The following is a 23146-nucleotide window of genomic DNA, read 5'->3' as shown; positions in this document are numbered from 1 at the left end:
TTCATCTAAATCAGCTTTACTTGGCGCAAGTACTTGCGGCCATTTATCACGCATTACACTTGTACTAATATCGTTATGAGCAAGACCAAAAGCATGCCCTTAGCGTGTTTTTTTCCGAAATGCTGGCGATACCCTATCTCCAGCAAGCTAAGATTTTAAAATGTCCCAAAATAAAAAATGAGCTAAATCCCCTTAAATAGCTATATAGAGATAAAGTTGTTATTACAACATATTTTCCACTTTCAACTTAGTTGTCATTAGAATGTTTTTCTACAAAATCAAGAATCCTGGCATTAACTTCGTTAGAGAACTCACCATTGATTGCGTGAGATGCATTTTTCCAGTTAACTATATCGATATCTTTAACGTTACTTGATAAGTACTTGTTTTAATTATATATAAGGAAATTAAACCGAATATAACAATCAATGGAAGGATTACTGCAAGTTTATTTTTTAGAGGAACACGTTTGTCTGGGACGCCTGGATGGATAACAAAAGCAAGTAAAACCACGATTCCTATTAACACAGCAAAAATCTTCTTTTGGTCCATTACTAATCCTCCGAAATGTAAAATTTCAAAGGTTATCATAACAGATGCGGTTATGTTCCGTTATCACATTATGTCGAATCAAAATAATAAAAAAGCATCTGAAACAGATGCTTTTTTATTATCAATATATAAACGTAATCGTCACTAAAGAATATCCTTCTTTTGCATTATACGGCTCCGCTTTATAAGAAACACGGTTCGCGCCTTGCGGGAAACGAATTTCGCCAATTGCCTTCTTCACATCTTGCAGTGCGCCGTCCATTGATTGCTTATACAGAATTTCAATCTTTTCAGGCTTTGCACTATAGCGCTGCTGCATTTTACTTTTTAATTCGTTATAGTTATTCGCAACATATTCATTTGCTAAATAATTTAGTTTTGTATCTTTTAATATTTGCTCGTATGCAGTTGTTTTAGAGCTACCCGCTGCAATTTTATTTGTAAGTGTATCATAATAATTTGTTGTAGCCTGCGGATAGTCCCCGCGGTTCCACTCGTGATTTCTTGCAATTTGTTCATCTGATAAGTTGAAATAAGAATATGTTACTCGCCCTTGTTTATCAGGTATTGGATCATCGAATGTTGTATCAAGATGGTACCATTTGTTATTGATTTTAACTAAATTCCAAGCATGAGGCTGACCGTCTCCAGTTCCTACTACAAAATGATTCTCAATTCCAGCTTCTTTTAATAATTGATAGGTTAATAGGGTGTAACCTTGGCAAACGGCAGAACGATTCGCGAGTGCCTCATATGCTGTATACGCTTTATAAGACGTATCGTAAGAAACATGTTTTACTACGTAATCATGAATCGCCTTCACTTTTTCATGATCATCCATACCGACTTGAATAATAGAAGAAACGATTGCTTTCGCTTGTTTCATTACATATTCCGTTTGTTCTTTCGTTTCGCGATATGTAATATGTAGCGTAAATGTATAATTTCCAGGTGATCCAGAAAGTCCATATGAAACATTCGATCTATTATAATTTGTATACTCATTTTTACTTGCAACTTCTTTATATGCGGTGAAAAGTGTATTCATCACTTCTTTTGTATTACTATTTTTCGTTTTATATGGAAGTGTAATGTTCGTTTCGTACGCATTAATACGCGTTTGCACTTCATTTTTGAATGCTGTTAATAATGCCGCATCTCCTGTATCCTTTACATCAGTATTTTTAGATTTCAAAGTTTTATATAAAAACTGTGCATACTGTTCACGTGTTACTGTACCATATGGTTCAAATTCCCCGTCGCCTGTACCATCTGCGATTCCGTTTGATTGCACCGCACTAATCGCATTTTCTGCCCAAAATGGACTTGGAACATCATTAAATGTATGTTTTTGTTTAGCAGAAAGATGAAAAGCATTTGTAAGAATTTGTGCCATTTCCGCACGACTCACAGAAGCTTTAGGTCTAAATCGGCCATTTTCATCACCTTTAAAAACCCCTAAATTCGTTAAAGTTAATACCTCTTCTGGAAACATTGTAGAATCTCGATTAATATCACCGTAAGGATTTTTAAACGTAGAGCCATCTTTTAATACGTAACGAGTTCCATCATTACTAAACGAACCGCCTTGCTTATTCGGCACTAGCACTCGATAAATTAAAGCTGCAACTTGCTCCCTCGTCGCAACATCTCCAAAACCAAATATCCCATTTCCATAACCTGAAATAATATTTTTGTCCGCTAAATCTTTAATCGCCGGATACGACCAATGCGATGTAGGCACATCAGAAAAAACGCCCGCTTCAGCAGCTTTCACATCACTGCCATTTGTATATAATAAAGCACCACCTATTAGTGATAATGATGTAATTGATTTTAATAGTTTTGTGTACATAATGCCTTCTCCCAATACGTCTTCTATTTTTTGTCAAAAAAATCTAAAAGAATATGACAAAACACATTATACAATCAAAAGTTTTCGGAGGATATACTGAATTTCAAAATATGCAAAAATTCATATTACTATAGTGATTCATACTGATATTATGCTATTTTACTTGCGAATATATAAATTAAGAAGAAAAATACTAATGTAACATTCATATACATATCTGTGTAATGATAATAAAGTTATTTAATTTTGATGTGAAAATATAAGAGCCGTTCTACAATAAAGTGAAACTTTAATCAGTGGGGGTTTTGTTCATCCCCCACTGATTATTAGCCCGCACCAATCGGGCTTTTACGGGCAGTTGATCCCCCACCTAACTTCTTTGCTTTTGCTGAATTTTGAGGTGGGGATCTTACTGCCCGTTAATGCGGGATAAAATGTAGAACGACTCTTATAAGTTGTTTGATTTTCTTCCAATTAAATGCGCTTGTGCTCAATACGTTCTATCTATTGGTAATAAGACGTTAGTAATGACTCAAAAAGGGATTCGTGAAGGAGGATTAGAATCAACACATACCGATTTAAATTTATTATTAGAACGTCAAGCTAAACCATTAAAACAAGCATTAATACATTTATTAGCAAACACAAAATAGATGAATCAAATTCCTCAGCCGAAATCAAACAATGAATTTTGTATCTTTCTTTTCTATGAACTGGTTCCTAAACTGCCCTGTTTCTACAATAAGAAGAGAGCTGTCCATAAGTCGGTTTCACCGACTTATGAGGCAGCTCCCTCATAGTTTCACCTTATTCTATCGATGAATCCAAACTGCACCTGCAGACTTGTCTTCAGCTTGACCTACTACTTCAAACTTCAATCCTAGTTTCGGCAACTTACGTCCTGCATCTGGAATAGCGCTGTTGATGTACTGCTTAGAATCATCAAACTTTGCAACTCCTGGTAATCCTTTATAGTCAAAGATACCGCGAGTTGGCGAGTCTACTCTCCATGCTGGCGCTTGATCAAATGAGAATGCCGCATCGGCAATTTGATAGCGCGTACTGCTCTTCACAGTCGGTTGTCCGTTTAATGTTCCTACGATTGCCTCTGGATGAGAATCTACTACTCCTAAGAATCCTTCACCTGGATGAACACCTACCCAGTTATCTGTAAAGCTTTGATCCGCATACCATACAACCATTCCTGTATTAAACACTGGGCCACGCGCATGTTGTAACGCCGTGTCAGAACCAGCGTAATTTCTCCACTCTACATAGTAATTATTTTTTTTCTGTTCCAATCCGTTAGATACAGTAAATCCTTTTAACGTCATTGCTGGCTGGCCTTCTGCATCATCCGAGAAAACAACTTTGCCATCTACAGTTAATGCTGCATTATCTAACGCAAATCCTTTATAAGCTACTGCAATATCTGTTAAATACTCAAATTGCAGTTTTACTTTTTTCCCTTTGAATTGGCTTAAATCGTAAGTTTTATCAACCCACTTACCATCAGTTGTATCCGCGCCGCCTTTTACATCTTTTTCGCCCATTCTATCAATACGTGTCTTCGTTCCATCTTCTGCAATCGCATATACATCAAGGAAATCATACTTCGCTTCAAGTTCGTAGAATGCCTTATAATCGAACTTAGCATCTTTTGCATTTGTTAAATCAAATACTGGTGTCTCAAGTGTTGTATGAATGTCATTTCCTTTTGTACTGTAATAAAACTTCTTACCAAATGCCGATTCGATATTTTTGATATCTTTGTCTGGCAAGTTAACACGAACGATTCCTGGTCGTTTTGATTTTGTAACACTTTGATCTAAATATGTTGCAACACCGACTCCTGTGCGAAGTTTATCATAATCTACCTCAACGATATTCGCCCAGTTGCCCGTCATATTCTTTTGGAAAAACTCTTTATTTTGTGGTGAGAAACTTGTTGGCTCTGTTCCTGCAATTTTTCCAGCCCAGCTGCCGCCGCTCATAATAGACCATGACTCAACAGGTTCACCTTGTCCTGAATACTTTGTATCGTACTCATCTGGTAAGCCTAAATCATGACCATACTCATGCGCAAACACACCAACTGCTCCGTCCTCAGGCTCGATTGTATAATCGTATGCAGCCATCTTTCCGCCCCAATTTGAAACAGAAGATTTTGTGCCATCAATCGCATATGGTTTTGATCCAAGTTTTGAACGATGAGACCAAATCGCATCATCTTTCAATTTACCGCCACCAGCTTCTTGACCCACGCCAGCATGTACAACCATTAAATGATCAATAATGCCATCTGGCTCGTTTTTATTTCCATCACCATTTTGATCATATTGATCGAATTGATCATAGTCTGCTAAATTAATTCCTTTTGCTACCGCTGCCTTTAATGCTTCTTTCACAAAATCACGTGGCCCTAAAGGACCTTTGTTATCATGGCCAGTACCCGCATCCGAACCGTAATCTGAAGCTTTCCCTGGAACAGTAAGCCATTCCGTTACAGTTCCATCAACTGTGTAGCTCCCGCCAGATTGTTCTTCATAAAATTGTTTAAATGTATTAATCTTCGATCCATCAAATAACGTAAATGGTTCATCACCAAATAACATTTTTTGATAATGTTCACGATTAAAGTCCTTAGAATACATGTATCCTGGCTCTTGATCAATATTGTTATGCTTAAAATCGCTAAATTCTACAAGTAAAACAAGTACTTTATCTTTTCGAACAGCACCGTTGTACTCTTCTTGCTTCGCTGGTGCAGTAGGTACTTTTCCATTTAATTTACTAGAATTCAATCCAGCACCTTGTCCAGCTGCTGGCCCTACTGTAGGCTGCTGTGCCTGTTCATTTTCCTTCATTTTTGCATCTTTTACTTTTTTCATAAAATCAGAAGCTTCTTGCGTAAGACTATCTCCTGTCAAGATTTCTTTACCAGGGTTTTCCCCTTTCTTTTTCTCAACATATTTTTCGACAGCCTTTGACGTCTCAGCTTGTGATGCAGATTGATCAATTACGCCCCGTTGTTTTAGTGCTTCTGCCAAACGCTCATCCGGTATTAAATGCTCATCTATTGGTAGAGATGGTGTTGGTGGTGTCTCAGCATAAGCTGCATGACTTCCAAAAGCAAAACTACTACTTAGTACTGCCGCTGTTGCTAAAACTGATAAAGGTTTTAACTTCTTATTCTTTTTCAATGTATTTCCTCCCCAGTGTCTGCGAATTATCATTTTTTTTGCCGATAGCAACATAATATTCTCTTTATAGAGAATATTCAATCTTTTTCAACAAATAAAATGTTGAGAAATATTTTTTTGTGCAGGGTGAAATGCGTAGGATAGCAAAATACAAAGGTTCTGCTGGTTTATGTTTTGCGCATAACTATAAAGTGGGATCACTCGTTCTTTTGTTTCGATGGCGATAGAGTAGTGCTAGGAAAGGAAATATCAAACAGCCCAAGTTTCTCATTGCAACTTGGACTGTTTGATATTTGTATGAATACTTTTCATATGGATTCTTATAAGATTCTGAATCAGTTTATACAGATTCACTTTACAAAAAAGCTGTTATTTATTTTAAGTGCAATAGTCATATTGGCTCGATTCACTTATTTTTTGGCAGTAAATAAATGATTACCACCTAAGGAATCCTATTGAATTCCTTTTCTATTTATATTCTAATTACCGCTTAAATCATCAGAAAATTATTGGATTTTTTTCTTTCCATGTTTAATTCCCCGTTTCAAAAATTATCAGGTACCCCTAAAAAATATCCGACATATTGTTCATTATTCCACTAACATTTAACACCCCTTGTGAATTTTCAAAAAAGTCATTTTCGTCGATATAATTCCACACAGAAAATCAAAATTAAAAATCTATTTCAAGCTCCCAAAAGGTACATATTTTAAAAACGTGTTTGATTTTCATATAGTGAAAATCAATTTTACAAAAGTATGAAAATATTAAGCTAATAAAAATGAATATAAACTTTTGAATATTAGTTTACTTTCATTTCCCCTAAATTATTGACTTCTTACCAAATTTCCTAATATCCTCAATTTACATAACAAAAGTATACATTTAAAACACTATAAATAAAGATGTCAAAAATCCATGAACAAAAAAACACATCTCATTGATCTCCAAACCATCCGTAGCAAAAATCAGATTGAAGATATGAAATGGGCTCTTAAACGTCATTGCTCAGAACGAGACTATATTCTCTTTCTAATCGGTATTCATACCGGATTACGTATTAGCGATCTACTTCAACTTGAAACACAAACCATAGTAAAGCTAAAACAAAAAAAGAGAAAAGAATTTAAAATCAAAGAAGGAAAAACAAAGAAAGAACGCATGATTAACCTTACTTCTATTTTCGATGAAATCTATTTGTATGCCCAAACACTAGAAAGTATCTGGTTATTCCCTTCAAGAAAAGGAGATCAACCCATTAGTAAAATCCAGGCTTATCGACAATTGCAAAAAGCCGGAGATTTTGCCGGTGTAGAATCCATTGGTACCCACACCATGCGCAAAACCTTCGGCTATTGGTTCTATAAACAAACAAAAGATGTAGCTATGTTGCAAGAAATCTTGAATCATAGCACACCACAAATTACACTTAAATATATTGGTATCAATAAAGAAGAAAAAGATAATATCTTAGATACATTTCAAATTTAAAAAATAAAAAGGGCATATCCCTTTCGGAATTGCCCTTTACCTTAAGAATATATGTCAGTTTATTATTTATTTCTTTTCACAAAATGATGAATCCCTTCAAAAATAACTTCTTTTAGAGCTTCTGGATAATCCGAATAACCTTGTTTTTCCATAATTATTTCCAATACTTTTCTTACATTTCCATCAAGTATTATAGTAACTCCTGGCGTTAGTTCACCAGTTTCATCATTTTTAAATGTTTCTTTTATCATAATTAATTTATTTTCTTGCATGACCTAATCCTCTCTAACTAAATAGCTTTTATTCTTATCTTCCCAGTATCTATACTCATAGAGTACTTGTTCATCAAATCGCTGTAAATAACCTCTCCAGTTATTCGGAATATATTCTTCAAAAGATATTGATTCCGGATAATTAGAATAAAAAATTAAACGCTCAAAATCTATCAGGAAACATGGATTATAATCATAATAGGCTTCTTCTCTATTAGTTCTTAGTTCCCTTAAAAATTCTAACCTAATATCTTCTGTGAATCTTTCATATTTTTCTATTCTTTCTAAAAAGTTAGCTATTGTAGTCTCATTTAAAATACTAATACCTTTTCTTTCTTCTGGATATTCACTAGGAGAGTACCCAGCTTGATTATAATCTAAATACCATAAATCCGGTTCAGTTATATACCAATTGAACTTATTTTTATATTTTACACCTACTATAATATTTTCCGCATATAAAGGCTTAATCATTTAATTCGTACTCCTCTCTTACTTAATAAGTTTAGCATTTCGGCCATATTCTACCAACCACCGACTAATGGGGTCAGGTAATTCGTATGCAACACCTTCAAATCCATATTTATCAAAAATACCCTTGTCAACAATCTTAGGAGCTGTTCTACCTTGATTAAGTGGATTAGTTTTATAACCCTTCTGAGAAATTGCATTTTCTTTAATTAAATTATCCAAATACTGTGGCACTTCAAATTCCACAATATATGAGTCTGCTCGTTTATTTTTGAAATATGTAGAGTGATCTTTTCCAGTAGATACATTTAAGTTATGATCTGCCCTCCATTTACTATTTAAGGAAAGTGTACCATCATCATTAGCTAAAATTAACTCTTTACTATCACCGCCTTGAACCCTACGATAAGTAACGTTTTCTTCTCCTACACTAGTTCTGCTGACTTTCTTATTAACTTCACCTGTACCCTTAACTCCATTGACTTTCTCAACAGGTACTTTTTTAGCTTTATTTACAGCCTTAGTAGCGTTAGCAGTCATCTTCACACCCTTACCAACTTTCGAAAGTTTTCCAATAGGGGTAAGACCAGCTACTGCCATCCCGCCAGCTAAAAATCGGTCCAAAGTAGACAGTTTTTCTCCAGTTGATGGATCAACACCATCCCAAGCCCGACGAACATCATATTCACCACTTATTTCACCAGCTATATCTCTTGCTAGTTTTTTACCATCAAAACCTTTTTCTTCTGATTCCGATGAAGATCTACCATCAATCGCTCCTTCTTCAATTGTACTACTATTTAGAAGGTTGTCAGTCTGACGATTCCTATCTTCTGTAATTGTTTGAATAGAAGTCGTCCACTCCATATTCAAGTCTTGTGTACTAAACGTGCCACTTGCAGGACTAAATCCTTTTCCACTTTGAACTTCAGTAAGACCAGCAGCAATACTGGATGCTAGTTGAAGGGCCGTGCTGTAGTTATTACTGGACGTATAATTGAATTCATATAGATGCTCTAGTTTTTCTTCAAGTTTTTTTCTCATTGCAACTAAGACTGCAACAATTGCGTCTACTCCAGGCATTGGTGTAAGTACCTCTATTGCTTCTATACTTGCAATCGTTTGATTGATTTCTTGAATTTGTTCTCTTATTTCTTGTTCAATAACATCTGTTGAAGCTACCTTTGATTGAAATTGACTTGGAAAAGCATCATTCTGACGGATTAATTCTTCACATAAATAAATGATTCCTTGCGCTAAAGGACGAAAGGTTTGAACAAAAAATGCTTTTGCACTACTATATGTTTGCCCTTGTAACACAGTATCAACTGCAAAAGCGTCAATCGACTGAATCGCTTGTTCTATGCCTTGAATGGTAGCGATACATACAGCATTCATGCTTTGAGTTTGGCTTTGTACTTCTCCGAAATACATATTTAAACTCATGCATTGACCTCCCTTGCTAATTTTTGTTGTTGATAGGAAAGGTCGTTTTCTAAATCACTAAGGTCTCGTCTTTCTTTAAGCAACGTTTCTTTTTTGTTTTCCAATTCAAATGTGACTTTTCTTTCAATATGTTGTGCATCTTGATATGTATTCATAAGAAACTGAGACATTTCTCTATCACCATGCCAAGTTCCTAAAATTCGATCAAACAAACGATGGCTTCGACCTCTCCATTCATAAAAATCTGCTTCCGCTTGCTCCTGAATGTGAATCGCGGATTGATTTCGGTCTTGTTCTTCAAATACACTTCTTAACTTTTGATTTACTTGATTAATTTGTTTTTCAATATCTTGACTCATCATATTCCTCCTACCATTTTACCTTTACGTAGGTTGTCACATTAGCGAAAAGTGTTGTGAAGTTCGTTATCCATTCTCTCAAACTCGTTAGCTACCGAATGAATATTATCAACCGCTTGTTGAAAGGCAACAAAAAATTGTTTCGTCAAGTCTAAAACTTGTTGATTAGCTTCTTGTGCTTTGGAGTTAACAGATAGTGTTGTACGCGTCGCCTTTGTTATAGAACGACTTGTTGCACTTTGAATCCTGTCAGAGGCTGATCCCATTTTCGTAGCAATTTGCGTTGCTGTTTGTAAATTACTTTGAAATTGTCCCATTCTTTCAAACCCTTTCTATAATTTTTCCAAACGTATCGAAGAAATTTCAATAAATATATGAGATTTCCCTATCAATATCGCCCTTTTTAAATGCGTGCCCACCTAAGCTGGGTACGCATTTAAATAAGCCATACAACTTATATTGTATGGCTCATTTAAAGTTCTTGTTATATAGGGTAAAACGTTTTTTATTTCAAACCGAAATTACGTGATAATTCTTCATCATGAGAAGCAACAGCCTCTGCAGTTTTATTAAGCTGCATATTAATTTCTTGTAATAGCTGTGCGAAGTTTTGTACTTTTGGCTTTAATTCATTGAACTGTTGGTCAAAACCTTCAAATGCACGACCTTCCCATTCTCCTCTTAATTCATTTTGTAAGTTTTGTAGTTGACGTAAAATATCCTCAATTTGATTTGCACCTTGTCCATATCGAGTGGCTTTCGATTTAAGCTCCTCTGGTGACATACGAATTTGTCCAGCCATTTTTATCTCTCCTTTAGTACATAATAAATAAAATATATTTTTTGGTTAATTTTACTAAACATATTATAACGCATTGTTAAGAACTTTCAAATATTTTATCTTTCTATAATAAAAATAAAATAGTAATCACAAAGACTATTCTTATTTCTTTTCCTTCACATTTAATCTTTAAACAAACCGAAAATCCCTTTCCGTTTTTTTCTAAATTTATCCATAATCTTTATTGAGAAAAAATTTTAAAATCGAGAGTGTTTTTTATGTAGCCTATAATGATAATTAATTCTTTGTTTTTATATATTTGTAATTTCCTATTTAAGAATCCTTGATATCTCCGCAAGAGTGTTTCAAAAGGTACACCTTATGGAATAATCTCTTTATCCCTCCCAAACCACTTCATAAGGTGTCCAACCATAATTTTGAAACCCAAAACAATAAATACCACCTTTTGAAGTGATTTTTATCGATTGGGCCGTTTTCCAAAACACAATTAAACAACGTGAATTCCATATTTATAGGAACTCACGTTGCTTCTTTTAAAACTATTATCTTAGTATTTATAAACATACATATCTTTACGGAGAGAGCATCTAGCAAAATTATATATCAATCAACTATAGAAAAATCCCCTCCACCTTAAGGCAGAGGGGATCTTTTAATTTCTATTTCAAACTACCCGCAATCTCCGTAAAGATAACTCCAAGTGCATGTGCACCTGCATCTGGATAGCCTAAGCTTCTTTCACCAACTGTACCAGCGCGGCCCATACGAGCTACGATTTCTTTCGTATACTCTGCTCCTTTAACCGCTGCTTCTGCTCCTTTTTCAAAGGCAGTTTTCACGTCTGTACCATTTGAAGCGCTATCGAACCAAGAGTCTACACATGGAGCAAGTGCGTCAACAAGTGTTTTATCACCAACTACCGCTCCTCTTCCGAACGATCTTTCACCGATAGATTGTATGCCTTGAAGTGCTGCTTGTAACATTTCAGCGAACTCTCCTACTGTTAGCTCACGTCTTTCGCCTGCTGCTTTACTAGCTGCGCGGAACGCACCGCCCCAAATTGGACCTGAAGCGCCGCCGCAATGTTCCATAATAATCATAGAACAACCGTCAAGGAACGATCCGATCGTTACATTGTCTTGTCCTAAAATAGAACTCCACTCACGTTTTAATTGCTTAAACCCTTTTGCCACACTCATTCCGAAGTCACCGTCACCTGCATGTGTATCTAACTCACAGAACGGTACTTCATTTTTAATAATGATGTCACTCATTTTATCAACGAGATAGATCATGTTGTTTAATGTAATTACATTATCTTTCATAACAGCGTGCTCTTCCGCTGTTTCTAGTTCAAATAAAACTTCCTTCTCTTCTACACCTTCAAGCACATTCACGTACTCTACACTCTCAACTGGTCCATCTACTTTAAACGCTGGTGTATTACATTCTTTCGATAGTAATGTTTTTAGCTCGTCATCTAATTTCATTACTGTTAAAGACATACCCGCCATATCGATACTTGTCATATAGTTACCGACGAATACTCTATTAATTTTAATGTTTCTAGCAGCTAATTCTCTCGTAACTGCGTTGTTAAATAGGTAAAGTTCTTGCAGTGGTGTTCCGCCAAAACCATTTACAAGAAGCGCGATTTCTTCACCATCTTTTACTCCTAAATCTTTTACTAAATCATTTGTCATACGGTTAGCTAATTCATCTGCTGACAGCGTTTTTTCACGTTTAATTCCTGGTTCGCCGTGAATACCTACGCCGTATTCCATTTCATCTTCCGCAAGTGTAAAAGTAGGTGATCCGCTTGCCGGAACTGTACAAGAAGTTAACGCTAAACCGATTGTGCGCACGTTAGCCGCTGCTTTTTCCGCTACAGCTTTCACCGCTCCTAAATCCATACCTGCTTCCGCTGCTGCGCCGGCAATTTTATGAACGAAAATAACTCCCGCAACGCCGCGGCGTCCTACTGTGTAAAGGCTATCTTCTACCGCAATATCATCGTCCACTTTTACGTAGTCTACTTCAATTCCATCTTCAGTCGCTAAATGCGCACCGTTTTTGAAATTCATAATATCGCCGCTATAATTTTTAATAATTAATAACGTACCTTTTTTACTTGCCGTCTCTTTAATCGCTTGATATACCTGAATTTGTGAAGGAGAAGCAAACACATCTCCGCACACTGCCGCATCTAACATTCCTTTTCCAACTAATCCTGCATGTGCTGGCTCATGACCACTACCACCGCCGCTAATTAACGTTACTTTATTTTCGTTCATTTCTTTCTTCTTAATCACTTTATATTTTTTCAAAAGCTCAAGTTCTGGATGAGCCATAACCATTCCGTTGCACATTTCCATTACTAATGTTTCTGGTTTATTTATAATCTTTTTCATTGTGATTCTCCCTCAATTCCTTTAATATATTGTGATATATTTGAAATCTTCTTCTTACTACTCATGTTAAAATGAAAGCGTTTTATAGTAAACGGACAAAATGGACAATCTGTCTAAAGACACCGCTCTCATTTATGGATAGGATTTTTATATTAGGCTGTTTTCGTATAGATTGTTGCTCTCTTGAAAATACTGATTACGGTTGAATATAATGCATTTTCAGGAGGTGTTCAATAATGTGGAGATACGTATTATTTGGATAGTTACCTCTACTGGTATCGTTGGCTTGAGTTACATAAAAACTTAGCATTTGAAAATCGAGTAGAGCAAATGCTTATTTCAGCTTGTCAAAAATCTAACTATTTCACAGTTGAAGCATTAAGAAAAGATAAAAAGCATCATTAATCAGATGCTTTTTAGGTAGATTCCGTGGTTTATTGTTATGTAACTAACGGAGCAGTTTAGTTGAATAAGAAAAAAAGATTAATGCGTATTTGACTTAAAATGCGATACAAAATGAACTGTACAAGGATGACAATTCATTTAATAGGTAGGTATTATTTCACATTCTTTAGAGGGTAAATTACCTTGTTATAAAAAAATCTTTCCCATTTAGCTAACAAACCGTTCCCATTTTCACCACGCTGAATTTCAATTTCGTGGTTTTTATGAAATTCTGCTATTCGTTTATTATGCTCTTTGTGCAAATGATGGAGAGCTACTTGTTTCATTATTATCCCTCCTTTCGATTAACCATAATTATATATCCTGGGTTGATTATAGCAAAGTATTCTACACGTTTTGTAGATTAAATCTGCCTTTTAGTTTTAACAGCAACAATCTTTGAGAAAACAGCCTTATATTACTAACATTCTAGGGATGATTAAGATGACCTCTTCTATAATTTCTAAAAAGATAATCGCGAATTCATTGAAACATTTAATGGAAACAGAGTCGTTTCATAAAATATCAGTGAGCGATATTATGTTACACTGTCAAATGCGTAGGCAAACTTTTTATTATCATTTTAAAGATAAATTTGAACTATTAAGCTGGATTTATAGAGAAGAAACGAAAGAAAATATTATAGACTTTCTTGATTATGAAACATGGGAAAATATTTTCGATTTATTATTTGATTACTTTTATGAAAATCAAAAATTTTACCGAAATGCTTTTAAAGTCATTGAACAAAACTCGTTCAATCACTATTTATTTGAGCATACGAAAAACTTATATATGAAGATTATTGATGAACTATCTATGAGCTGTAGATTAACTCTTTCTATTGAAACAAAAAATACGATTGCCTCCTTTTATAGTCACGGCTTCGTTGGAACGATAAAAGATTGGATTGAAAGTAAATGTGAAGTAGATCCATCCATTATGTCTTCTCTCATGAAAAATATGATAAACAATCAATTACTACTTTTACTTGAGCAATCAGCAAAGTAATTAAAGGGTGGAAAAAGCAATGAAAAAGATTATGAATGATGTAGAAAATATTGTTCAAGATATGCTGCATGGCTTTTATTTTGAACATAACGACAAAGTAAACTATGACGAAGCACATAACATCATTTATGTAAAAGATATCGAAAAAATGAAGCAAAACGTTGTCCTTATAAGCGGCGGTGGTAGCGGACACGAACCTGCTGATATAGGTTATGTAGGAAAAGAAATGCTTACAGCGGCAGTAAACGGAAGTATCTTCACTCCGCCTACAGTCGAACAAATTGCAGCGGCAACTCGCCTCATACCAAAAGATAAAAGTATTTTATTCATCATTAAAAACTTTAAAGATGACGTAGAAAACTTTTTAGCTGCAGAACAAATCGCCAAAGAAGAAGGAAGACAAATTGACCACATCATCGTAAATGACGACGTTTCAATTGAAGATGATGCTTCTTTTAATAAAAGAAGACGCGGCGTAGCGGGCACCATTTTCGTTCAAAAAATATTAGGCGCGGCCGCTCTTGAAGGACATTCTTTAGAAGAACTAACAGCACTTGGCCGTTCTGTCATCCAAAACTTACACACATTAGGAGTCGCTCTTTCACCTGCAAATGATCCAGTACAAGGAAAAGCTTCATTCACATTAAATGATGATGAAGTGTTTTACGGCGTTGGTATCCACGGGGAAAAAGGTTACCGTAAAGAAGCACTATCTTCTTCTGAAATATTAGCGATCGAACTTATGAATAAACTAAAAAGCATTTATCGCTGGAGAAAAGGCGACAACTTCGCCATCCTCATTAATGGACTAGGTGCGACACCATTAATGGAACAATACATTTTCGCAAACGACATTCGCCGTTTATGTGAGCTGGAAGGCTTACAAGTTAAATTCGTAAAGGTTGGTACCCTTCTCACTTCTTTAGATATGAAGGGTGTTTCGTTAAGTTTGCTTAAGGTAGAAGATTTGGATTGGGTGAAGTGGTTGAAGGCGGATGTTGGAGCGAGCAGTTGGTAACAAATTTGCAATTTATCCACCAGTTCCCACAATCCAATACATGAAATGTCGTTATCCAGTCGGAGGAAGGCACCTTAGAGTGTCTTTTCTTTATTTTCAAAAGGACCTGCTCAATTATTGCGTAAAAAACATAAAGTAATTTGAATCCGTTAAAATACATGAGTGTACCCTTGTTTTCCCCTCTTAATTAAAGGAGGAACTATTATGGGATTTGGTGGTAGTTGCGGCGGAAGCTGCGGTTTTTCTGGAGGATTTGCTTTATTAGTAGTATTGTTTATTTTATTGATCATTGTTGGAGCTTCTTGCTTCTGCTAAAAAACTATCGGAAAAGACACTCTTATATGGGTGTCTTTTCTTTGTAATAAAAAAGCTCTCCATAAAGGAAAGTTTTTAGGTTTATACATTCAAGTCATCCAAATTAGTTATTTACACAACACTTTATCACTTTCGGTCTTTAGTGTGGTGTGACATACACATAATCCTTCCGCTACACAAAGTTGCTCAACTAACTTTAATTCCTTAGATCCAAGACTTATATAATTAAAACACACATCATCATTAAATTCATTTTCTTAAATCAATAGTTAGCTCATCTGTAATCTGCTCAAGATGGAAAAATTTTTTTATATAATGGATATCTGACCATTTTTCTTCCCCACCAATAATAAATAATTCTTGCGCATCATACATAAATGAAAAGCTTGGATAGAAACTGTCAGCCTTTAATCCAATCTCCCCAATATTATTGCTGATAATCTTACAGCCCGCTGAATAACTTAATACCGTATAGAGGGAATCTTGTGCTGATTGGAAGAAATACTTCATAAGTGTAGTTATATCATCACTATTAGTAATTAACACGTTAAAAAAGTTCGTATCCCTTTTCTTATTAGTAAAAACCAGCTCAAACGGGAATTTATTCTCTTCTAAAAACCCTTCAATAAAGTCCCTACACAAATAAGTTTCAAATAACATATACATAGGAAATTTGTTAATTACGCCTATAAATCCTTTAATGATTTCTTCAAATCCTTTATGCTGATTCCAATTCGTTCCCACACCCATCATAATAGGTTGATTTAAATAGATAGGATAAGGTGATAACCCTTCATCATTTAACATATACACTCGTTTTCCATATGTATGAAGAGCAGATTGAGACTCTTTTAGTAAGTATTGAGATAATTGAACACGTAACACATTTACACCTACCTATCTTAATAGCTTTTAGAAGCACGCCCCATATTGAACTTTATACCCTTGCACAACACATAATGATGCCCTGTATCTTTACGGAAATGCCATACATTAAATGCACCATTATAACCTTTTCCAATTGTTTTATGAACTAATTTGCTATATTTATATTATCTGACAGTATCTTAATCACCTCATTGGAGGATTATAGGTCTTCCAAATACAGCTGGATAATAAATTAACATCACACCTACAAGTGAGCAAACTACATAAAAAACAGCCTCGTAGTACTTTAACCGATGAAGCATATATAAAATCATAGTTATGAGTGTCTCATAAGATTTGTCTCAAAACGAGGTGATATTTTGCGGAAAATCGGTTATATTCGTGTCAGTTCGACTAGGTAAAATCCTTCAAGGCAATTTCAGCAATTGAACGAAATCGGAAGGGAACAAATAATCATTCCTTATTCCTTAAAGGACCATTTAATGGAGTACAGGGCAGGAATATTTTGTGGGGAAGTCGAAGTTGTTTTATCGTATAGCAACTACGGTATCGAATTTTTGAAACTATTTGAACATGATGGCATTCACGAAATAAGGTTCGCGAATATTCCAATAGTAGAGGGTTTACGAAGTGTTGTTCGTTAACAAGATGCTATATGACATACCCGAAAACCCAATTTCACATTTTCCTATACTGTGACTTTTCTTTGTTATCATGAATTGCGACAAAGTGTTTTTTGTTTGGAAGGAATTTGTAACAGAATAATTATGAAGAGGACCAGATAATAAATTTTTACACATAAGGAGATAAAACTATGGCAAAAAACAAATTACTAAGAATGGACAATGTCGGCATCGTTGTAGAATCCCTTGATGACGCAATCTCTTTCTTCGAGGAGATTGGCTTGAACCTCGAAGGGCGAGCCACTGTCGAAGGTGAATGGGCTGGCCATGTAACGGGACTCGGTTCTCAGTGCGTAGAGATTGCTGTGATGGTTACCCCAGATGGCCACAGCCGAATTGAACTTTCGCGATTTCTCACCCCACCTACTATAGCAGATCACCGGACTGCTCCTGTAAACGCCCTCGGTTATCTACGCGTCATGTTCACCGTTGAAGACATTGACGAAATGGTATCCAGACTTATTACTAAGTATGGTGCTCAGCTCGTTGGCGAAGTTGTTCAGTACGAGGACTCGTATCGTCTCTGCTACATTCGTGGAACCGAAGGACTTCTAATCGGTTTGGCGGAACAACTCGGTAACAAATAAGTAAGTGATGTTTTATAAAAAGCCTTTAATGAAATATACATTACTGAAGTGAAAATTGAAACAGAAAAGCAGTGTAAAGTAACTCGAAGAAATCGGGTACGTCATATAACACAGCATTCACGCTGCGATTTAAAGAAAATTCTTATTCAATAAAAGGGCGCCTTTCCAAAGTAACGAAAAAAGTCCAATTTCTTAATACCGAGAAATTGGACTTTTTAATATTGTAAACTCCTTAACGTTGTAAATCCGCATTTTCCTGACGCTAAGGAAATGTCACTTATTAAAAAAGCCGATTTCCATCTCAAGGAATCGACTTCTTTAGTTATTCTTAATGAACTAACGCATGCGTTAGTTGCATAAGTAAGAGGTTTGAAAAAATAGCCTGTATATATTTGAACGATGAATAACTTACCTATTTTCTTGTGTTTGCACCATATACAGAAAATCGGGAAAAACGTAACATATTATTTATCTGTTTGTTTTTGCTTCTTTTTCAAATACTCCGCACGCAATTTTTCAAGTTGCTGCTTTTTATCAAATTTGGCAGGCGTCTGTTTTTCATGAAACTTTGCCACAGCTGCCTGACCTTTGTAATCCAATTGATATTTTCCCACTTTGTTCACCTACTTTTCTTGTCTTTAAAGAGAATCTATTCAACAAATATACTATACCTTATTTTACTGAAGTAAACCTTATTATTTTATTAGTTGCAAAGTCTTTTTACTACTTGTTTAAAAAAATCTACATCCCCAATATTTCCCTCCAAAAAATCACCCGTTAGTTTAATAAGGTAACTTCACAATCTTGGTCTTACCCCTGTCAAGTAGACAGTAATAGATTAGGTGCCTTTTCATTAAGCAGCCTTAGTTCCAAATTCAATAGGACTAAGGTTGTTTAATCTTTTTTGAAATCTTTTGTTATTGTAATAGCTTATATATCTTTTAGTGGCCTTAAAAACTTCTGCCTTTTCATAAAAGGTATGTCTATAAAAGCATTCTGCCTTAAAATGACTAAAAAAGCTCTCTATACATGCATTATCGTAACAATTTCCCTTCCTAGACATACTCACAGTTATTTTGTGCTTTTTAAGTAATTGGTTATATTTTTTTGACGTATACTGATAACCTCGGTCGCTATGTAATACTGTTTCGCAGGCTTTTCTTTTTCTTAAGGCTTTATTGACTGTATCTGTAACTAATTTTAAATTGTTGTATTCGCTCATTTGGTAGGCCACAACTTCGTTATTGTAAAGATCTAGTATCACTGAAAGATATATGCGCTTATTATTAAAGGTAAGATAAGTTATATCTGTAACCCATTTTTCATTTGGTCTTGTAGTTGAAAACTCTCTGTTTAACAGATTTTCCGACACGACGCATTGTTCTTTTAAACCAAAATGCCGCCACTTTTTCTTTCGAATCTTAGCTTGTAGCCCCATTCTCCTCATTAAACGATATACTCTTTTGTGATTTACCTGTAAACCATAATACTTTTTGAGCCATATACAAATTCTTCGGTAACCATAGCTGCCATTTATATCTGGATCTCGTTCGCATTCTCCTATTTTAGACATGATAAATTGGTCCTCTTTCATCTTTTCAGAGGGATTGTTGATTCTTTTTTTCCACTTATAATATCCACTTCTTGAAACACCTGCAATTTCACAAAGCAATACAATTGAAAAATTTTGTTTTAAGGTATGAATGACCTCATATTCTACTGATTTACTTTTTTTGATCTCATCCCCCTTTTCGTATCTAATAGCTTTTTTAAGTATGCATTTTCCGCTTCTAATCGTTGTATTCTAGCATCTTGACTTATTTCATTTGTTTGTTTAGATCTTCCACGTTTTTCTTGTAGGCCCAGAATACCCTCATTTTTATATTTTTTAATCCATCTATCTACAACTGAATATGTAACTCCTAATTCCTTTCCAATTAGCTTACTTCCAATTCCTCTATGTAAGTACAATTCAATAGCTTTCATTTTAAAATCAATTGAAAAAGTTCTTCTAATTTTCCCCATAAAAAATCCCCTCCATAATAAACAGTAAAGTAACTTTCTTTCAACTGTCTACTATAAGGGGATCATATCAGCATACAGAAATCATCTTCTTGAGGTTGCCTAACTTTTTTGGAATGTCCTTTACAAAGGGTACAGATCAAGAGCACCTTATTCCTATTTAAGGGGATCACATATACCTTCTTCCCTTAAAATCACCAAAACCCATTTACAAATCTATAAAAGTAGATATAATATCCTTATGGAACCTTTATTAATTTATAAAGCATTGTCAAATGAAACAAGATGTCAAATTTTATCATGGTTGAAAAATCCAGAAAACCATTTCGATGAAAAGCCTTATCTAGAACAAGGCCTTAACTTTCAAGTTGGAGTATGTGTAGGAGATATCCAGCTTAAAACTGGCTTAGCCCAATCGGTTATTTCTAGTTATTTATTAACTATGAAAAAAGCAGGCTTACTAGAATCTGACCGAATTGGAAAATGGACATACTATCGTCGAAATGAAAAAACAATACGAGAGTTTTCTGAATACGTCCAAAACGAATTATAAAATGAAAGCTAATAATCAATTGATTATTAGCTTTCACAGATTCTGCTTTTTTACAGGTATCCAATTACTTTTTTATAAAGTTGCACTACCTATAAAAGCAAGAAACATGGAAAGGAGAAAATTTTTTAACATATCATATCTAGTTATTTAGATATCTGTTATTGTATTTCAAATTACATAGTCCTGATAATATTGGCATCCAATCATGCTTGTAATAATGCTTCTTTGTTAATGAATTAACTTTCAAAATACTGATATGAATGGAGAGTTTTATAAATGAAAAAAGTAAATCCTTTACTTATTCTGACACTCGCAATAGGTGTGTTCGGAATTATTACTACCGAGATGGGTATTGTCGGCGTATTACCACAAATCACTCAAAAATTCGGAATTTCAACTACACAAGCTGGATTTTTAGTAAGTATATTTGCACTAGTTGTTGCTATTTCTGGTCCGTTTTTAATTCTGCTCGTCTCTAGTATTAATCGCAAAATAATTTTATTAACAGCAATTTTCATATTTGTTATTTCAAATATAATCTACGCTTATACAACACAATTTGAAATCATGCTTATTTTTCGTATTTTACCGGCAGCGCTTCATCCACTCTTCTTTTCAATCGCTCTTGTAACAGCTGCTAAACTTGTCCCTCCAGAAAAGAGCGGTCAAGCAGTTACAAAAGTTTTCATGGGAATTACTGTTGGCTTTGCTTTAGGTGTACCACTAACCTCTTACCTTGCAGACCAATTTTCACTCGAAGTTGCTTTCTTATTCGGAGCGTTCGTTAACACACTTGCATTCATTGGAATACTAATCCTACTTCCTTCTATGCCTGTTAAAGAAAAAATGTCTTTCGGCAAACAAATTCGTATACTTGGCAAACCAGGATTATGGTTAAATATTTTAACCGTCACATTCCTTTTTGCAGCCATGTTTTCCGTATACAGCTACTTCGCCGAGTACCTTGCAAAAGTAACTTCCATGAATGGATCTCTCATCAGTATCATGCTATTCATATTTGGTATAGTTATGATTTTAGGTAATCATTTATTTGGTGGTCTCCTGCAAAAAAGCATAATAAATACCGTAATATCATTCCCTATTCTATATTCTGTTGTTTACATATTGGTTTATTATTTAGGTTCCTACCTTGTTCCAATGATTTTTATCGTATTCATTTGGGGAATCGTACATGCTGGTGGATTAATTGTTGGTCAAACATGGTTAATAAGCGAAGCAAAAGAAGCACCTGAATTTGGTAATAGTCTATTCGTTTCGTTCTCAAATCTCGGAATTACTCTAGGAACAACTATTGGAGGCTGGTTCATTTCAAACCTAGGTATTCACCAGCTTATTTGGAGCGGATTTATATTCACACTACTTTCATTCCTATTAATTATAATAAAACTAAAATTTTTCAATTCTAATAGCCAGGCTTCATTATCAAGCTAGTACATTTTCAGTTTCAAATTTGATAAAAAAACATTATAAATTCTTCTCATAAGATTTTATAAAGTGACAAGTATAATGCTCAAAGCCTTTAGCCATAATTACGACTAAAGGCTTTTTTGTATATAAAGTGAAACTTTAATCAGTGGGGGTTTTGTTCATCCCCCCACTGATTATTAGCCTTCACCAATCGGGCGTTTACGGGCAGTTTATCTCCCACCTAACTTCTTTGCTCCACCTGAATTTTGAGGTGGGAGTTTTACTGCCCACAAATAGCGGGATAAAAATAAATCTAAAAGGAGCTAGTTTTATGGAACATAATCAAAATGGAGTACTTGCTTTAATTGTTTTGTTTTTAGGATTAGTGTTTTTTGTTAGTGGAATGGTTTATCATTTATGGGGTTCTTATTAATGGTATGATTGTAATTATCGATATAGCATATTTCCAAAAACAACTTAACATGGTAAAATAATATTCGGACGGGAGTCCAATATTATTAAAATTAAGATGGTTCAAGTCGGAGGAAGGCACCTTAGGGTGTCTTTTCTTTATTTTCAAAAGGACCTGCTCAATTATTGCGTAAAAAACATAAAGTAATTTGAATCCGTTAAAATACATGAGTGTACCCTTGTTTTCCCCTCTTATTAAAGGAGGAACTATTATGGGATTTGGTGGTAGTTGTAGTAGTTGTGGTGGCGGCTTTGCTTTATTAGTTGTATTGTTTATTTTATTGATCATTGTTGGAGCTTCTTGCTTCTGCTAAAAAACTATTGGAAAAGACACTCTTATATGGGTGTCTTTTCTTTGTAATAAAAAGCTCTCTATAAAGGAAAGTTTTTAGGTTTATACATTCAAGTCATCCAAATTAGTTATTTACACAGCACTTTATTTCTTCGCATCTCTCATGCTGTAATATCCTAAATTAATTATAATCAAGAAATACCCACCCATAATTCCAGCTGCAAATGTCCACATGAAATCATGGTGTTCAATTTCATACATAATAATCGCACCGAGTATCGCGGCTGTAAATCGATTCATCATTCCAAGCATCGGTGCTTTTTTATATTTGTAATTTCGAATAATCAAACATAATCATCAAACAAATTCCATATAGACCCATTACTGGTTAAAATGTTATAATTAAATCACCCTACATAGTTACTCATGTTCAGGATGAGTAACTAACGTCTTATTAAGTAATGCGCATAACTTAAATAAAAAAGACACTTCACAGTGTCTTTTTTATTTACATCAAGTTTCCTTTTAATTCCAAAACCAATATAATAAGGTGCACCATTTAATACATATAA

Annotated in this window: 23 protein-coding genes and 5 pseudogenes; 11 read left to right on the top strand and 17 right to left on the bottom strand. The window is 34.7% G+C overall.

What is annotated here, in order from left to right:
* Positions 1 to 247 precede the first annotated feature (247 nt).
* Positions 248 to 367 (bottom strand): annotated as a pseudogene (locus tag MHB76_RS05040) (alpha/beta fold hydrolase); the annotation flags it as partial.
* A 102-nt stretch (positions 368 to 469) separates the two neighbouring features.
* On the opposite strand from MHB76_RS05040, the gene MHB76_RS05035 reads away from it, so the two are divergent.
* A complete protein-coding gene (locus MHB76_RS05035) occupies positions 470 to 700 on the top strand; it encodes a hypothetical protein (protein ID WP_176108035.1) in 231 nt (76 codons plus the stop codon).
* Here the strand turns inward: MHB76_RS05035 and MHB76_RS05030 are convergent.
* Complete coding sequence (locus MHB76_RS05030; protein WP_078174819.1) at positions 674 to 2407, bottom strand: S-layer homology domain-containing protein; 1734 nt, start codon at positions 2405 to 2407, stop codon at positions 674 to 676. The genes MHB76_RS05035 and MHB76_RS05030 overlap by 27 nt on opposite strands.
* Before the next feature lie 521 nt (positions 2408 to 2928).
* Here MHB76_RS05030 and MHB76_RS05025 point away from each other — a divergent pair.
* Positions 2929 to 3060: pseudogene (locus MHB76_RS05025) on the top strand (SDR family NAD(P)-dependent oxidoreductase); the annotation flags it as partial.
* A gap of 159 nt (positions 3061 to 3219) precedes the next feature.
* Here the strand turns inward: MHB76_RS05025 and MHB76_RS05020 are convergent.
* Positions 3220 to 5610, bottom strand: a complete 2391-nt coding sequence (locus MHB76_RS05020; protein WP_340985863.1) for an immune inhibitor A domain-containing protein — start codon at positions 5608 to 5610, stop codon at positions 3220 to 3222.
* A 918-nt stretch (positions 5611 to 6528) separates the two neighbouring features.
* Between MHB76_RS05020 and MHB76_RS05015 the strand changes: the two genes are divergently transcribed.
* Positions 6529 to 7101, top strand: coding sequence for a tyrosine-type recombinase/integrase (locus MHB76_RS05015; RefSeq protein WP_078174822.1), 573 nt, complete (start codon positions 6529 to 6531; stop codon positions 7099 to 7101).
* Between the two features lie 62 nt (positions 7102 to 7163).
* On the opposite strand, the gene MHB76_RS05010 is transcribed toward MHB76_RS05015, so the two are convergent.
* The 7 genes from MHB76_RS05010 to dhaK all read right to left on the bottom strand — a co-directional run bounded on the left by MHB76_RS05010 (position 7164) and on the right by dhaK (position 12862).
* Positions 7164 to 7373, bottom strand: a complete 210-nt coding sequence (locus MHB76_RS05010; RefSeq protein WP_078174823.1) for a hypothetical protein — start codon at positions 7371 to 7373, stop codon at positions 7164 to 7166.
* Between the two features lie 3 nt (positions 7374 to 7376).
* A complete protein-coding gene (locus tag MHB76_RS05005; protein ID WP_078174824.1) occupies positions 7377 to 7847 on the bottom strand; it encodes a hypothetical protein in 471 nt (156 codons plus the stop codon).
* An 18-nt stretch (positions 7848 to 7865) separates the two neighbouring features.
* Positions 7866 to 9290, bottom strand: a complete 1425-nt coding sequence (locus MHB76_RS05000) for a pre-toxin TG domain-containing protein (protein ID WP_340985857.1) — start codon at positions 9288 to 9290, stop codon at positions 7866 to 7868.
* Positions 9287 to 9649, bottom strand: a complete 363-nt coding sequence (locus tag MHB76_RS04995) for a DUF3958 family protein (RefSeq protein ID WP_340988128.1) — start codon at positions 9647 to 9649, stop codon at positions 9287 to 9289. Before MHB76_RS04995 ends, MHB76_RS05000 begins: the two co-directional genes overlap by 4 nt.
* Before the next feature lie 41 nt (positions 9650 to 9690).
* The gene (locus MHB76_RS04990; RefSeq protein ID WP_340985855.1) at positions 9691 to 9966 is read right to left on the bottom strand and encodes a TIGR04197 family type VII secretion effector; all 276 of its coding nucleotides are present in this window, start codon (positions 9964 to 9966) and stop codon (positions 9691 to 9693) included.
* A gap of 188 nt (positions 9967 to 10154) precedes the next feature.
* Positions 10155 to 10451, bottom strand: a complete 297-nt coding sequence (locus MHB76_RS04985; RefSeq protein ID WP_000918596.1) for a WXG100 family type VII secretion target — start codon at positions 10449 to 10451, stop codon at positions 10155 to 10157.
* Positions 10452 to 11110: 659 nt separating this feature from the next.
* Positions 11111 to 12862 (bottom strand): dihydroxyacetone kinase subunit DhaK, encoded by a 1752-nt coding sequence (gene dhaK / locus MHB76_RS04980; RefSeq protein WP_340985851.1) that lies wholly within the window; start codon positions 12860 to 12862, stop codon positions 11111 to 11113.
* A gap of 246 nt (positions 12863 to 13108) precedes the next feature.
* Here dhaK and MHB76_RS04975 point away from each other — a divergent pair.
* Positions 13109 to 13267, top strand: a pseudogene (locus tag MHB76_RS04975) (IS1595 family transposase); the annotation flags it as partial.
* 152 nt (positions 13268 to 13419) lie between these two features.
* Here MHB76_RS04975 and MHB76_RS04970 read toward each other — a convergent pair.
* Complete coding sequence (locus tag MHB76_RS04970) at positions 13420 to 13593, bottom strand: hypothetical protein (protein ID WP_171902546.1); 174 nt, start codon at positions 13591 to 13593, stop codon at positions 13420 to 13422.
* A 157-nt stretch (positions 13594 to 13750) separates the two neighbouring features.
* Here MHB76_RS04970 and dhaS point away from each other — a divergent pair, with 157 nt between their 5' ends.
* From dhaS to MHB76_RS04955, 3 genes are all read left to right on the top strand, one after another.
* Entirely contained in the window at positions 13751 to 14317 is a 567-nt protein-coding gene (gene dhaS, locus MHB76_RS04965; protein ID WP_002202924.1) for a dihydroxyacetone kinase transcriptional activator DhaS, read from the top strand.
* 19 nt (positions 14318 to 14336) lie between these two features.
* Positions 14337 to 15335, top strand: coding sequence for a DhaKLM operon coactivator DhaQ (gene dhaQ, locus MHB76_RS04960; protein ID WP_078175207.1), 999 nt, complete (start codon positions 14337 to 14339; stop codon positions 15333 to 15335).
* A 204-nt stretch (positions 15336 to 15539) separates the two neighbouring features.
* Entirely contained in the window at positions 15540 to 15650 is a 111-nt protein-coding gene (locus MHB76_RS04955; protein WP_000505686.1) for a YjcZ family sporulation protein, read from the top strand.
* Between the two features lie 249 nt (positions 15651 to 15899).
* On the opposite strand, the gene MHB76_RS04950 is transcribed toward MHB76_RS04955, so the two are convergent.
* Entirely contained in the window at positions 15900 to 16535 is a 636-nt protein-coding gene (locus MHB76_RS04950; RefSeq protein ID WP_078175208.1) for a hypothetical protein, read from the bottom strand.
* Between the two features lie 191 nt (positions 16536 to 16726).
* Positions 16727 to 16819: pseudogene (locus MHB76_RS04945) on the bottom strand (VanZ family protein); the annotation flags it as partial.
* 533 nt (positions 16820 to 17352) lie between these two features.
* On the opposite strand from MHB76_RS04945, the gene MHB76_RS04940 reads away from it, so the two are divergent.
* The gene (locus MHB76_RS04940; RefSeq protein ID WP_002159053.1) at positions 17353 to 17808 is read left to right on the top strand and encodes a VOC family protein; all 456 of its coding nucleotides are present in this window, start codon (positions 17353 to 17355) and stop codon (positions 17806 to 17808) included.
* 464 nt (positions 17809 to 18272) lie between these two features.
* Here MHB76_RS04940 and MHB76_RS04935 read toward each other — a convergent pair whose 3' ends face one another.
* From MHB76_RS04935 to MHB76_RS04925, 3 genes are all read right to left on the bottom strand, one after another.
* Positions 18273 to 18422, bottom strand: a complete 150-nt coding sequence (locus MHB76_RS04935) for a hypothetical protein (RefSeq protein ID WP_002069316.1) — start codon at positions 18420 to 18422, stop codon at positions 18273 to 18275.
* Positions 18423 to 18661: 239 nt separating this feature from the next.
* Positions 18662 to 19546 carry an IS3 family transposase gene (locus MHB76_RS04930; RefSeq protein ID WP_254866035.1) on the bottom strand — a complete coding sequence of 295 codons (885 nt, stop codon included), beginning with the start codon at positions 19544 to 19546 and terminating at the stop codon, positions 18662 to 18664.
* Positions 19525 to 19833, bottom strand: a complete 309-nt coding sequence (locus MHB76_RS04925; RefSeq protein ID WP_078175295.1) for a helix-turn-helix domain-containing protein — start codon at positions 19831 to 19833, stop codon at positions 19525 to 19527. Before MHB76_RS04925 ends, MHB76_RS04930 begins: the two co-directional genes overlap by 22 nt.
* A 238-nt stretch (positions 19834 to 20071) precedes the next feature.
* On the opposite strand from MHB76_RS04925, the gene MHB76_RS04920 reads away from it, so the two are divergent.
* The 3 genes from MHB76_RS04920 to MHB76_RS04910 all read left to right on the top strand — a co-directional run bounded on the left by MHB76_RS04920 (position 20072) and on the right by MHB76_RS04910 (position 22596).
* Positions 20072 to 20383 carry an ArsR/SmtB family transcription factor gene (locus tag MHB76_RS04920; protein WP_002159054.1) on the top strand — a complete coding sequence of 104 codons (312 nt, stop codon included), beginning with the start codon at positions 20072 to 20074 and terminating at the stop codon, positions 20381 to 20383.
* Positions 20384 to 20659: 276 nt separating this feature from the next.
* Complete coding sequence (locus MHB76_RS04915) at positions 20660 to 21835, top strand: MFS transporter (protein WP_340822259.1); 1176 nt, start codon at positions 20660 to 20662, stop codon at positions 21833 to 21835.
* Between the two features lie 659 nt (positions 21836 to 22494).
* Entirely contained in the window at positions 22495 to 22596 is a 102-nt protein-coding gene (locus tag MHB76_RS04910) for a YjcZ family sporulation protein (RefSeq protein WP_000505688.1), read from the top strand.
* A 122-nt stretch (positions 22597 to 22718) separates the two neighbouring features.
* Here MHB76_RS04910 and MHB76_RS04905 read toward each other — a convergent pair.
* A pseudogene (locus MHB76_RS04905) lies at positions 22719 to 22904 on the bottom strand (ATP synthase I); the annotation flags it as partial.
* Positions 22905 to 23146 lie beyond the last annotated feature (242 nt).

It is taken from the genome of Bacillus sp. FSL M7-1345, assembly GCF_038006985.1.
GTDB classification, from domain to species: domain Bacteria; phylum Bacillota; class Bacilli; order Bacillales; family Bacillaceae_G; genus Bacillus_A; species Bacillus_A cereus_U.
The sequence above is the reverse complement of the archived record's forward strand: the minus strand, read 5'-3'. Positions and strand labels throughout refer to the sequence as shown.

Coding starts and splice junctions, on each gene's coding strand:
- MHB76_RS04910 (WP_000505688.1), top strand. CDS start 22,495: ATGGGATTTGGTGGTAGTTGTAGTAGTTGTGGTGGCGGCTTTGCTTTA.
- MHB76_RS05010 (WP_078174823.1), bottom strand. CDS start 7,373: ATGCAAGAAAATAAATTAATTATGATAAAAGAAACATTTAAAAATGAT.
- dhaS (WP_002202924.1), top strand. CDS start 13,751: ATGACCTCTTCTATAATTTCTAAAAAGATAATCGCGAATTCATTGAAA.
- MHB76_RS04925 (WP_078175295.1), bottom strand. CDS start 19,833: ATGGGGAAAATTAGAAGAACTTTTTCAATTGATTTTAAAATGAAAGCT.
- MHB76_RS04915 (WP_340822259.1), top strand. CDS start 20,660: ATGAAAAAAGTAAATCCTTTACTTATTCTGACACTCGCAATAGGTGTG.
- MHB76_RS04990 (WP_340985855.1), bottom strand. CDS start 9,966: ATGGGACAATTTCAAAGTAATTTACAAACAGCAACGCAAATTGCTACG.
- MHB76_RS04940 (WP_002159053.1), top strand. CDS start 17,353: ATGGCAAAAAACAAATTACTAAGAATGGACAATGTCGGCATCGTTGTA.
- MHB76_RS05000 (WP_340985857.1), bottom strand. CDS start 9,290: ATGAGTTTAAATATGTATTTCGGAGAAGTACAAAGCCAAACTCAAAGC.
- MHB76_RS04970 (WP_171902546.1), bottom strand. CDS start 13,593: ATGAAACAAGTAGCTCTCCATCATTTGCACAAAGAGCATAATAAACGA.
- MHB76_RS04920 (WP_002159054.1), top strand. CDS start 20,072: ATGGAACCTTTATTAATTTATAAAGCATTGTCAAATGAAACAAGATGT.
- MHB76_RS05015 (WP_078174822.1), top strand. CDS start 6,529: ATGAACAAAAAAACACATCTCATTGATCTCCAAACCATCCGTAGCAAA.
- MHB76_RS04995 (WP_340988128.1), bottom strand. CDS start 9,649: ATGAGTCAAGATATTGAAAAACAAATTAATCAAGTAAATCAAAAGTTA.
- MHB76_RS04955 (WP_000505686.1), top strand. CDS start 15,540: ATGGGATTTGGTGGTAGTTGCGGCGGAAGCTGCGGTTTTTCTGGAGGA.
- MHB76_RS05030 (WP_078174819.1), bottom strand. CDS start 2,407: ATGTACACAAAACTATTAAAATCAATTACATCATTATCACTAATAGGT.
- MHB76_RS05005 (WP_078174824.1), bottom strand. CDS start 7,847: ATGATTAAGCCTTTATATGCGGAAAATATTATAGTAGGTGTAAAATAT.
- MHB76_RS04985 (WP_000918596.1), bottom strand. CDS start 10,451: ATGGCTGGACAAATTCGTATGTCACCAGAGGAGCTTAAATCGAAAGCC.
- dhaQ (WP_078175207.1), top strand. CDS start 14,337: ATGAAAAAGATTATGAATGATGTAGAAAATATTGTTCAAGATATGCTG.
- dhaK (WP_340985851.1), bottom strand. CDS start 12,862: ATGAAAAAGATTATAAATAAACCAGAAACATTAGTAATGGAAATGTGC.